The following is an 11,660-nucleotide window of genomic DNA, read 5'->3' on the forward strand; positions in this document are numbered from 1 at the left end:
GGTCTTTTTAAAATCTATTTAACCATCTATATCTTCTTGCATTATCACCAAATCTTATACCTATTAATAATTCATGTGAACCATATTTGTTAAATGTAGAAACATCTGACCATGATAAATCAAAAGAATATCCTAAATAATAATTAGTATATTTTAAACCAAACATACTGATTATTGAACCACTACTTCTATAAGATAAACCAGCCCAATAATTATCCATGTATATTGCTTTAATATTTAAATCTATATTCCATAATAATTTTTCAGTTAATGTTATCATAACAGATGGTTCAAATGAATAGTCTGATCTTCTTTTTTGATATTTATAACCACCTAATATATAATAATGCCTATTTAGTTTAAAACCAAATTCTTTATCATTACCAAATGATATATTATTTTGAAAAAGATTAGATATTGATATACCAGCATAATAATCATCTGAACTTATTAAAAACCCTATATTAGCATCGGGTGAAAATATAGAATTGTTATTCTGTAAGATTGGATCAATTATATCTTGTTCATAAAAATCTTTTTGTTCTATATTAGTTTTAAACTGAAACATAGATAAAGAAAATCCCATACTATATTGTATATCTCTAACATATATATGATATGAATATGTTCCTTGTAATCCGGTTCTTACTATTGAACCATTTGTATCATTATAAATTATACCGCCTATACCAACTTTACCTGATGGTCTTTTTCTTCTTATGTTGTTTTTAATTAATCTACTTCTATTTCTATAACTAGTTTTAAGTATTCTATGTTGTCCAGATATGGCATAAGTAGATGGACCATTATCATAACCAACCCATTGTTGCCTAGTCATTAAATTAATATCAGTGTATCCATTATATCCAGCTATAGCTGGGTTTATAATATATGGGTTTAACATATATTGATTATATAATGGTTGTTGAGATTTTACACAAAAACCATAAAATAAGAATATTAATAATAAATATATTTTTTTCATACTATATAATTATTGTTACGGAACCTTTATATAAATAAACATTACCGTTGATTTTAAATTTTATAATATAATGATATGAATCCATCGGTAATTGTTTACCATTAATTGATTTACCATCCCATTTAGGATTATTTCCATTATATTCCCATACTAAACCACCCCATCTATTATAAACAACAACATCAATATTATCAAAACTATAAATAATATTATCATTATTAGGTGCAGGAAATACCCAATAATCATTTATATTATCATTATTTGGTGTGAATGCTTTAGGTATTCTTAAATTTGAAAATTCATTAAAAAATGAAATATAAATACTATCCGAATTTTGACAACCATTATCATCAATGACATTTACCCATATAATATCTTTATAATTTATATTATAATTATTAAAAATAGTTATACTTGAAGTTATATCACCAGTGCTCCAATTATATGTATTTATATCATTACCATATGCATCTAAAACTAAATATTCATTATAATATAAAGTAGTATCGTTACCTATATTTACAAAGGGTAGATCATTTATATTTAATGTTATATTATTAAAACTACAATTATAATTATCATCGATTAATCTAACTTTATATGTACCTTCTTCACTTGTATAAAATGTATTATTTGTGCTACCATCTTCCCATAAATAACTTATAAAATCACCAGGGTAAATATTAGCAATCTCACCATAACAGACATCTAACATATCAATAACATTATCAAATGGTACAAATATATCATTTGTATTTAAAACTATATTTTGATAATATGGTTCACCTGTACATCCAAATTCACTATGTTCAGTAACCTTAATTGTATAAATACCACCTATCAAATCATTATTCCAATTAATTTCGATTGTGTCACCGTTTCCAATTATACTATAATATTCATCAGATACTATGATATTATTAGGATCAGTTATTTCCCAGTTAAATATACTACTCCCATTAAATCCATTTACCCAATATTTTTCTAATGTATTCCCACATACAGAAGGTAAATCTTGAGATAATGAGTAATAAGAAAGAAATAAGAATAATATATTTAATATTAGTTTCATAAATTTTTATTTTTTTAACCAAATATATTTGGTATATGATATAAATTTCCTGTTTCTGGTGGATTACAAATTGTTGGATCATTATTATTATAAAAATCGCTAACATCTATATCTGAATTATCTAAATCTGTAGAATCATTAGATGTACTTCCACAACCGTCTCCATTTGAACATGTACCACCTATATATACATTAGATTCCGTACCTGGTTCAAATCCACCTTGTGATCCACCAAAATCAACATCACCTTGTACGATCAAATAACCACTTGATGATATTTCTATTTGATTAGTTGTTATCAGATTACCATATATTATTAAAATACCATTAACAGTTAAATTATATTTATTACCTAAATGTAAATCACCATATATTATTAGTGTATCATTAACTATTATATTCCCGCCTCCTCCTCCACTAAATGATAATGTACTGTCTAATGGATTTTCAGTTTCCCATTTAATAAAACCATTAATTGTTAAAGTGCCATTACCTAAATTTATATCATCATTTGTTGGTATATTAATTGACCATGAGTTAATATTATTCCAATAACCAGTATAATTATTATTACTAGTATAATTAATTGAAAATGATAATAACGGGAATATAATAAATAATATGGTTAGTATTTTTTTCATTTTATAATTTTATTTAAAAAAAGGAGAAGAATTATATTTCTTCTCCTTTTAAAATAATTCAATTTATATATTTATTAAATATTACCAAAATCATTAGGTATATGATAAATTGGACCTGTAACTGGAGTTGGATTTACAATAAATGTAAATGTATTACTTGTACCATATAATGTTTCTGTACCTAAATAATCAGATTTTCTAGATATATTATCAGTTATACCAGTAATAGTATAAACATATTGTGTTCTTGTTTCAGGTGTTATTAAATCTAAAACTCTATCAGCATCAAATACATATGTTTGATTTGTTAATCTAGTTAATGTATTACCGCCACCTACAATTGAATTTTCAATAACTGTATTAATTACACCAGTTGGATTACCATTAATATCTAGTGCTTGTTGAGTTAAAGTAAAATGTACTCTGAAATTAGGAAAACCAGATACTTCAATACTAGGACTTAATGTATATGGTGCACATGTTTGATATGTTTCTCCATTATTTAAAGGAATTGATGCAAACATTGGAAATGAATGCAACTCTGGTTTATCAACAACACTAATTGTTATATTAACACCAGTTGGATCTTCACAACCACCCCAAGCAGCAGGTGCTTTTTCTTTAACATTAACTACATAATCACCGACAGTATTAGCTGTAATAGTAACATAATTATCACTCTGTGATGTTAATGTTAAACCTGCTGGCACTGTCCACACCCATGTAAAATTAGGTGTTAGGTTATTTGAAAATGCCGTCCATGATGGATGATATGTTAGATCTGGCTGAACATAAAAGGGCATTGTTTTTTCAACTGTAACATAAGATGTTGTTGATCCATCTAAAGCAGCTTGTTCAAAATCTGCGGGGTTTTGCGACATAACATTAAAAAAACTAACAGTTAATAATGTAATTAGTACAAATTTTAAAATTTTTCTCATTTTCATAATTTTTTATTTTTTAGTTAAACTTAGTTTTATTATACTACTTTTTATAAAAATAGTTTCATTTATTATTCAATATTTATACCATAATATTTAATTAGTTTATAATCTGGTAATTAAAAATAATATAAAAATAAAAATGTCCATATCTGGACATTTTTATTATGATTTAAAATTATTATAAACCAGAATCGGACATTTTAATATATTCATCTATATCTAAAGAATTATAATTAATTTCATTTTTTGTTTTATACATATGATAAATTATATTTTTATCTAATTTTCCTTTTCTTTTAAAATTTCTTTTAACACATACATTTACATTAACATCAAAATCAACAATAATAATTTTAATATTTTTATTTAACTGTTTTGCATTATTTCTAATATAATCTATTAAAAAAATTAAGTAATCTTTATAACAATGTGTATCATCTAATATTATATTCTTGTCAAATTCTAAAGATGTTTTAATTAATGATAATTTAGCATTATTTATAAAATTTTCATTGCCATCAGTAATAAAATCATTAAATATAGATTTTCGTAAGTCATCTCTATTTATTCTTACCGTATTCCTATTATTATAAACATAATCCTTTGCCCAAGTAGATTTTCCACTTGCTGGTATTCCAGATAAAATTTTTATGTTTAGTACATTGTTCATAGACAATAATTTAAGAAAAAGATGCAGAATTATGATACTATTATCTTTTTTTTTATTTGTTTGTTTTTTTTTTGTTTGTGCAAATTTAATATTTTTTTTATTTTTATCAAACTTTTTATTATTTATTTTATATTAAATATAAATTTTTTATTATGACATTAAATGGATTAGATAATGCTTCAATTGATAAAGATTATATTCAATCTTTAATACAATCTATATTAGATAATAATCATAGTTTGCCACAAAAAAGAAAAATTAGAGTTTATCCAGATAGATTAAATTTTTCTTGTCCTATATGTGGTGATTCTGAAAAAGTTGCATCTAAAAAAAGGGGGAATTTATATTTTAAAAATATGATGTATATATGTTTTAATGAGGAAACATGTAGTAGATCATTTACAAAATTATTGGATACATTTAATATTCAAATGGATATTGAAAAGAAAATACAAATGTATCAATATATTGAAAATAATATACAATTTCAATCCAATGATGAAATTACAATCAAATCTTTAGATAAATTATTTGATGTTAATGATTTATGTGAATTTTTTAAAAGAGATAAGACTAGAAATTTAACTAATTTACAACCTTTAGTTAGAAATAGTGGTGTTGATATGTATGTTCGTAATGTTAGAAATATAAAATTTACTAGAGATATATATGAAGGAGTTTATCATTTTAATTCAAAATGGAGTCAACCAGTAATGGTTTTTTTAAATAGAATGGGTGATAATGTTATATCAATGCAAATTAGGAATTTATTAAATGGTGATAAAAGATATTTTAAAATTATGGATTTTTCTTATATTTATGACATGATGTATCCTGATGGTGATTTAGATGATCAAGAAAGAATATCATATAATAAATTATCTCACTTTTTTAATATATTTAATGTTGATTTTACAAGAGATGTAAATTTATTTGAGGGTTATATAGATAGTTTATCAATACCAAATTCAATTGGTCAAATTGGAATTAATACTGATATTGGTTTTTTATTAAATGAAGATGGAATTAGTTTAAGATTTATATATGATAATGATAAAGCAGGTTTTAATAAATCACAAAAGATGTTAAAAGATGGGCATAAGGTATTTTTATGGAATAAATTTTTTATAGATTTATTAAAAAAACACAAGGGAAATAAAAAAGAATTAGCAAAAAAATTAAAAGAAGAAATTAAAGATTTTAATAAATTATCACAAAAATTTAAAAAACCATTATATGAAATTTTTAATTTCGATCAATATTTCTCAGATGATAATTTAGATAAAATATATTTTATGGATTTGGATAATTTGTTGGGGATGATTTAACATTAGATTTCATTTTAAGTATAACTTTAATCATTTTTAATTTTCTATCTATTATTTTCTTAATACTATCAATTTCATTTTTATCTAATTTTATTCCATTTTTATACCATTCTTCATTAGTAATATTATGTTTTTTATCTAAATGAATTATACTTGGTCCATAATCTCTGTGTAATTTACCATGTACCCAATATTCAATTTTACATATTTTATTATTATAATATTCGATTACAGATGGATAATTTTTATTATGTAACGTTTCTTTTACTTGTTCATTATTAATATATGTTTCATATAAATATGTTACTTTTTTATATTTTCTTCTAATATCATAATCTATTTTCTTTATAAATAAAATATTATTATATTTTCTATATGGTATTCTAGCAGTTTTCATATACTATATATAAACTTATTTTAAACAATAAACTATAAATTAAAAAATTCTTATTAAATGAAACAATATTTAGACTTATTAAAGGATATTAAAGATAATGGTGTAAAAAAAGAAGATAGAACTGGTACTGGTACAATATCTGTATTTGGTAGACAGTTACGATTTGATTTAAATGAAGGATTTCCTTTATTAACAACAAAAAAAATACATATAAGATCCGTATTATATGAGCTATTTTGGTTTTTAAAGGGTGACACTAATATTAAATATTTAAATGATAATGGTGTCACAATTTGGGATGAGTGGGCGAATGAAAATGGTGATTTAGGTAAAATATATGGTTATCAATGGGTTAAATGGGATAGAACTAAATACATAGATAATGTTAGAGTTACAGATAATATCAATCAAATTGATAATCTTATTAATGATTTAATAAATAATCCTGATTCGAGACGATTAATGGTTTCTGCTTGGAATCCAGGTCAATTACATGAAATGAATTTACCACCTTGTCATTATGGATTTCAATGTTATAGTGAATTAATGTCAGAAGAAGAAAGATGGAGTAGATTTATAAAAAATAATAAATATGTAAATAATACTAATGAACCCATGACTAATATTATGGATAATAATAATTTTCCTAAAAGAAAGTTATCATTGATGTTTAATATGAGATCAGTAGATACATTTCTTGGTCTTCCTTTTAATATTGCTTCTTATGCGTTTCTAACACATATGTTGGCACAAATAACAAATCATGAAGTTGGTGAATTAATAGGTAATTTGGGTGACACTCATTTATATTTAAATCATTTAGAATATGTAGATAAACAATTACAAAGAACACCAACGGAATTACCAATATTAATTATTAATTCATTTGTTAAAAGTATTTATGATTTTAAATTTGAAGATTTTGAAATTTTAAATTATAAACCACAACCAAATTGGAAAAATGTACCAATTGCAATATAGTATGAAACAAGGATACATATATGCTCCATATATATTAGTTGAAGGTACACCTATTATATCAGATAGTAATTATGTGACTAAACAAATGATAAAAAGTAGGTATTCTACCACTGATATTAATAGTGATTATTTTGGAATTATTAATATGAATAAATTACTAAAAGAAAGAAGATTAAAAATAAATAAATTAAAGGATGGATAATTTTTTAGCTGAAAATATAAATATAAATATTATATATTCACAAAATAATATATATTCATATCATAATATAGATAATTTAAATAGTAAAAAATTAAACATAGATAATGATCATGTATATAATTTATATATAAATGGCAATGTATTTACAACAAATGATATTATAGTAACATACCCTAAAAAGAATAAAAAAAAGAAAAATATAACAGATATTTTTATAAATGGTGATTTATATATAAATAATCATGGTGCATTGTATTTAATAGATGCGATAGCATATTCAACAATACCAAAATTTATATATAGAAAAGAAAAAATAAATAATATTAAAAATAAAATTAATGGGAAAAGAAAAAAATTCTAATATTAGAATTAATAATCAAATTAGAGTATCATCAGTAAGATTAGTTGGTGATAATGTAGAACAAGGTGTTTATAGTATAAATGAAGCTATAAAAATAGCAAATGATTTAAATTTAGATTTAATTGAAATAAACCCTAAGAGTGATCCACCAGTATGTAAAATAGAAGATTTTAATAAATTTCTTTATATTAAAAAGAAAAAACAAAAAGAAATTGAAAAAAATAATAAAGCTAATAGAGTTGAATTAAAAGAAATGAGATTCACTCCAAATACAGATGATCATGACTATAATTTTAAAAAGAATCACATTATAAATTTTATTAAAAATGGTGATAGAGTTAGAACTTATGTATTTTTTAAAGGTAGAGAAATAACACATAAAGATAGAGGTCAAATATTGTTATTAAAACTAGCAGATGAATTATCAGATATTGCTATTGTTGAAAAAATGCCTGTTTTAGAAGGTAATAAAATGACAATGTTTTTAAAACCAAAAAAATAATTTTATATATAATTTAAAATTATTTTTAATAATATGTCACAATCAATTAAAAATATAGATTTAACAAATAAATCTTCTAATTTATTAAATTGGAGAACTATGAAACTTTTAGATAGACCATCAAATTATGGTTGGGCAGAAGAAGCATATGACTCAAATAATAATGTGTTGTTTGAATTATATTATGATAATGATAAAAGTATAACAATATTATATGATAAAACCGAAGATATAAAATATTCATTACCAAATGGACAAAAATCAAAAGGTTATGTTTTAGCATTTAAATTAAATAATTTAAGGTTATCAAAAATTAAACATATTTAACAATAGTATTAATGAGATCATTTTTTATTATAGGTTTTTTAATTATATCATCAAACCCATATTGCATTATATCATCAATATCCTCTTTAATAGCATAAGCTGTTTGTGCGATTATTGGAATATTATTATCAATTGTTCTTATTATTTGAGTAACTTCATTACCATCCATTTCTGGTAACTGTATATCCATTAATATTAAATCTAAATCATTTTTATGTTCATTGTATTTCAATAATGCTTCATTGCCTGTTTCAGCAACAATAATCTTCACATTTGTTGGTTCTAAATATGATAATATTAATTTTGTATTAAAATCTATATCTTCAACTAGTAATATTTTCTTATCAGATAAATCTATTTTATTATAATCTGTTTTTTGTTTAATATTAATTTGTTTTTTATTTTTATTTTTATTAACCTTATCATATGGTATTTTGAAATAGAATGTGGTACCTGAACCATAATTTGTATTATACCATATTTTACCATTTAATAATTTAACTAATTCTTTTGATATAGATAAACCTAAACCAGTTCCAATTTTTGATAATTTATCTGATTTATGAAATCTATTAAACACATATTTTTTATTTTCGTCTGATATACCTATTCCAGTATCTTCAACATGAAATGTTATAAAACTTTCATCTAATGAATATCCAATATTTATATATCCTTCTTTTGTAAATTTAATAGAATTATCCATTAGATTTATTAAAATTTGTTTTATTCTATGTTCATCAGAATTTATAATTAATTCATTATTTATATCAATATCACAACTTATTTGAACGTTATTTTTTAATTTAATAGTAGATGTATCTATAACATTTTTAATCACAGAATTAATATCAAATTTATTTTTATTTATAGTAATTTTACCAGCTTCAATTTTAGACATATCAGATATATCATCAATCAATTTTATTAAAGATTTACTGCTATTTTTAATAATACTAATACTTCTATTTATCTCATCTTTATTATTTGAATTTTCTAATATATCAATAAAACCTATTATTGCATTTATAGGACTTCTTATTTCGTGTGACATATTAGATAAAAAATTACTTTTCATTTTATCTGACTGTTCAACCATTTTTTTATAATTTACTATATCAGTAACGTCATGAAAAAGTATAATTATTTGATTAGTATCATTTTTATGAAATGATATATTTCTCCAAAATATTTTGTCATTATTAACACATTTAGCAAACTTTAACTTTATGGGTGTTCCATTTTTCCACACATCTTTAATATAATGCAATATATTATTACCATTTATAATTGGGAAATTTAAATCTTCTATATTTTTATCAATATCATCTTTTTTAATAGAACATATATTTAAACCATAAGGATTTATGTTTTTTAAATAATAATTACTATTTAAATTTTTTATTATTATTATACCGGTATCAATATCATTAAATACCTGTTCATATAAATATGAATAATTAACAGTGTCAGTTATATTTTCATACGTTATTATATAATATTCATATCCATTTTTTAACTTAATAGTGTTTATTTTAAACCAATTAGTTTTATTGTGAATATCAACCTTTATTATTTTATTTTTAATTGTTTTAAAATTAATATTAATCCAATCAACAATAGGTTCGTCATTACTATTTTTGATATTTATGTCATCACTATTTATTTTTTTAGATTTTATACTATTTATATTAACATTAAAAATATCACAAAAAATTGGATTAGCATAAATTATATTACCATACTCGTCATGTAAAGATGCACCAATTGTCATATATTCTAATAATTTATAAAATTTGTCTTCCATTTTTATTATTTTATTATTTTTGTAAATTATTTATTATATATAAAAATTATAACTTATAATACTAATTTTATTTGTTATATTTAAATTTTAAACTACCACTATCATATATTCTATATATTTTTCTTTCTAACATTATTTCATGTTCTGATTTGGTTGAATCAAATCCTTGTTTAACTAGAATATCTTTTCTAAAATTAAATCTATAATTTTTAATACCATCTATTATGTAATAATAATTAGGTTTGGTTATGTGTTGTAATTTAAAACCTATTTTTTCATATAGTTTTCCATTTGAATAACTTCTACTTGCATAACTAATAACTTGTTCTGGTTTATACTTATTTATAAAATATTTAAATAATTTTGATGCACCTCCTACTACATTAGTGTTTAATATATTACAAAATCTTAACATTTCATATTCATTATTACTTTTAGATTTAGAATTTAATGGTTTTCGTAGTTTACCAAAAGTCATTAACGACACCAACTCACTATTATAAAATAGTCCAATTTTCAATTTTGAACCAACAAAACCCTGAATATGATTTTCATTTAAAAAATTTCTTATTAAATTATTATCTGTTATTTCTTTTATCTGGCATTTTCTTGCAAATATTTTATTCGGTGTTTTATTTAATTTATTTAATATCATAGATTTAACTATTTCCTGTTTATAAATCCAGTCGTCTTCATAGATATGAATAAGTTGTATTCCTTTTTTTAAACATAAGTCTGTTTTTATTTTATGGTAATTATTATTTTTATATATTTCATTATGCCAGTATAAACCATTAAATTCAAATGCTAAATTTAAATCTGGTAAATGAACTATACACCAGCTAAAGACTGATGTGTTTCTACGCCACAAGCACAATGCAACCATTCACTTTGAGTGACGCTGGGTTGGTTCCTCAACCCAAAATTTCTTATATTTATTGCAGCATTTACATCTCTATCATGTTGAGAACCACATACTTGACATATCCAATTTCTATCATTTAATTTTAAATTTTTATTTATTGAACCACAATTTGAACATGTTTTACTAGATGGATCAAACCTACCAATGATTGAAAGGTTTTTACCATACCATTCACATTTATATTCTAGAAAAGATTTAAATTTAAACCAACCCATATCACCAATTGCACGACTTAACTTTCTATTTTTCATCATGTTAGATGTTGCAAGATTTTCAATACAAATTGTATCATAATTATCTACTAAAAACTTACTTATTTTATGTAAATAATCAAGTCTTTGATTTTTAATGTGTTCATGTAAAAGTGCAACTTTTAATTTTTGTTTTAAATAATGATTTGATCCTTTTTGTTTCCTTGCTAAAGAACGCTGCTCAACCCTTAACATTTTCATTGAAGATTTAAAGAAATCTTGGTTCTTGAATTTCTTTCCATCTGAAGTTATAACTAAATCTTTGAT

14 protein-coding genes are annotated in these 11,660 nt (G+C 22.3%); 5 read left to right on the forward strand and 9 right to left on the reverse strand.

Going from position 1 to position 11,660, the window contains the following annotated elements; genetic code table 11:
• Positions 1-7: 7 nt before the first annotated feature.
• The 5 genes from RBR25_RS14675 to RBR25_RS14695 all read right to left on the reverse strand — a co-directional run bounded on the left by RBR25_RS14675 (position 8) and on the right by RBR25_RS14695 (position 4,312).
• Positions 8-985, reverse strand: a complete 978-nt coding sequence (locus RBR25_RS14675) for a PorP/SprF family type IX secretion system membrane protein (protein ID WP_432820301.1) — start codon at positions 983-985, stop codon at positions 8-10.
• 1 nt (position 986) lies between these two features.
• Positions 987-2,057 (reverse strand): gliding motility-associated C-terminal domain-containing protein, encoded by a 1,071-nt coding sequence (locus RBR25_RS14680; protein ID WP_432820302.1) that lies wholly within the window; start codon positions 2,055-2,057, stop codon positions 987-989.
• A 14-nt stretch (positions 2,058-2,071) separates the two neighbouring features.
• On the reverse strand, positions 2,072-2,698 hold the full coding sequence (locus RBR25_RS14685; protein WP_432820303.1) for a hypothetical protein: 627 nt from the start codon (positions 2,696-2,698) through the stop codon (positions 2,072-2,074).
• A gap of 74 nt (positions 2,699-2,772) precedes the next feature.
• Positions 2,773-3,645, reverse strand: a complete 873-nt coding sequence (locus RBR25_RS14690; protein WP_432820304.1) for a hypothetical protein — start codon at positions 3,643-3,645, stop codon at positions 2,773-2,775.
• A 175-nt stretch (positions 3,646-3,820) separates the two neighbouring features.
• Positions 3,821-4,312, reverse strand: coding sequence for an AAA family ATPase (locus tag RBR25_RS14695; protein ID WP_432820305.1), 492 nt, complete (start codon positions 4,310-4,312; stop codon positions 3,821-3,823).
• A gap of 152 nt (positions 4,313-4,464) precedes the next feature.
• On the opposite strand from RBR25_RS14695, the gene RBR25_RS14700 reads away from it, so the two are divergent.
• Complete coding sequence (locus RBR25_RS14700) at positions 4,465-5,640, forward strand: hypothetical protein (protein WP_432820306.1); 1,176 nt, start codon at positions 4,465-4,467, stop codon at positions 5,638-5,640.
• Here the strand turns inward: RBR25_RS14700 and RBR25_RS14705 are convergent.
• Positions 5,606-6,037: a hypothetical protein gene (locus RBR25_RS14705; protein ID WP_432820307.1), complete on the reverse strand. Its 432-nt coding sequence runs from the start codon at positions 6,035-6,037 to the stop codon at positions 5,606-5,608. The genes RBR25_RS14700 and RBR25_RS14705 overlap by 35 nt on opposite strands.
• Before the next feature lie 57 nt (positions 6,038-6,094).
• Here RBR25_RS14705 and thyA point away from each other — a divergent pair, with 57 nt between their 5' ends.
• The 4 genes from thyA to RBR25_RS14725 all read left to right on the forward strand — a co-directional run bounded on the left by thyA (position 6,095) and on the right by RBR25_RS14725 (position 8,410).
• Positions 6,095-7,018, forward strand: a complete 924-nt coding sequence (thyA, locus tag RBR25_RS14710; RefSeq protein ID WP_432820308.1) for a thymidylate synthase — start codon at positions 6,095-6,097, stop codon at positions 7,016-7,018.
• Between the two features lie 194 nt (positions 7,019-7,212).
• Entirely contained in the window at positions 7,213-7,581 is a 369-nt protein-coding gene (locus RBR25_RS14715) for a hypothetical protein (RefSeq protein ID WP_432820309.1), read from the forward strand.
• Entirely contained in the window at positions 7,559-8,083 is a 525-nt protein-coding gene (gene infC, locus RBR25_RS14720) for a translation initiation factor IF-3 (protein WP_432820310.1), read from the forward strand. Before RBR25_RS14715 ends, infC begins: the two co-directional genes overlap by 23 nt.
• A gap of 99 nt (positions 8,084-8,182) precedes the next feature.
• On the forward strand, positions 8,183-8,410 hold the full coding sequence (locus tag RBR25_RS14725) for a hypothetical protein (RefSeq protein WP_432820311.1): 228 nt from the start codon (positions 8,183-8,185) through the stop codon (positions 8,408-8,410).
• On the opposite strand, the gene RBR25_RS14730 is transcribed toward RBR25_RS14725, so the two are convergent.
• The 3 genes from RBR25_RS14730 to RBR25_RS14740 form a co-directional block, all read right to left on the reverse strand.
• Positions 8,397-10,217 carry an ATP-binding response regulator gene (locus tag RBR25_RS14730; RefSeq protein WP_432820312.1) on the reverse strand — a complete coding sequence of 607 codons (1,821 nt, stop codon included), beginning with the start codon at positions 10,215-10,217 and terminating at the stop codon, positions 8,397-8,399. The genes RBR25_RS14725 and RBR25_RS14730 overlap by 14 nt on opposite strands.
• A gap of 67 nt (positions 10,218-10,284) precedes the next feature.
• Positions 10,285-11,088: a hypothetical protein gene (locus RBR25_RS14735; protein WP_432820313.1), complete on the reverse strand. Its 804-nt coding sequence runs from the start codon at positions 11,086-11,088 to the stop codon at positions 10,285-10,287.
• Positions 11,049-11,660 (reverse strand): RNA-guided endonuclease TnpB family protein (locus tag RBR25_RS14740; protein ID WP_432820314.1); only part of this gene is annotated, 612 nt, incomplete at its 5' end. The genes RBR25_RS14735 and RBR25_RS14740, both read right to left, overlap by 40 nt.

This window comes from Trichloromonas sp. (genome assembly GCF_034006665.1).
Lineage (GTDB): Bacteria > Desulfobacterota > Desulfuromonadia > Desulfuromonadales > Trichloromonadaceae > Trichloromonas.

Bases quoted from the DNA above. Each gene is read 5' to 3' on its own strand.
- RBR25_RS14705 (WP_432820307.1), bottom strand. From the start codon at position 6,037: ATGAAAACTGCTAGAATACCATATAGAAAATATAATAATATTTTATTT.
- RBR25_RS14715 (WP_432820309.1), top strand. From the start codon at position 7,213: ATGGATAATTTTTTAGCTGAAAATATAAATATAAATATTATATATTCA.
- RBR25_RS14685 (WP_432820303.1), bottom strand. From the start codon at position 2,698: ATGAAAAAAATACTAACCATATTATTTATTATATTCCCGTTATTATCA.
- RBR25_RS14695 (WP_432820305.1), bottom strand. From the start codon at position 4,312: ATGAACAATGTACTAAACATAAAAATTTTATCTGGAATACCAGCAAGT.
- RBR25_RS14675 (WP_432820301.1), bottom strand. From the start codon at position 985: ATGAAAAAAATATATTTATTATTAATATTCTTATTTTATGGTTTTTGT.
- RBR25_RS14725 (WP_432820311.1), top strand. From the start codon at position 8,183: ATGAAACTTTTAGATAGACCATCAAATTATGGTTGGGCAGAAGAAGCA.
- RBR25_RS14680 (WP_432820302.1), bottom strand. From the start codon at position 2,057: ATGAAACTAATATTAAATATATTATTCTTATTTCTTTCTTATTACTCA.
- RBR25_RS14700 (WP_432820306.1), top strand. From the start codon at position 4,465: ATGACATTAAATGGATTAGATAATGCTTCAATTGATAAAGATTATATT.
- infC (WP_432820310.1), top strand. From the start codon at position 7,559: ATGGGAAAAGAAAAAAATTCTAATATTAGAATTAATAATCAAATTAGA.
- RBR25_RS14690 (WP_432820304.1), bottom strand. From the start codon at position 3,645: ATGAAAATGAGAAAAATTTTAAAATTTGTACTAATTACATTATTAACT.
- RBR25_RS14730 (WP_432820312.1), bottom strand. From the start codon at position 10,217: ATGGAAGACAAATTTTATAAATTATTAGAATATATGACAATTGGTGCA.
- thyA (WP_432820308.1), top strand. From the start codon at position 6,095: ATGAAACAATATTTAGACTTATTAAAGGATATTAAAGATAATGGTGTA.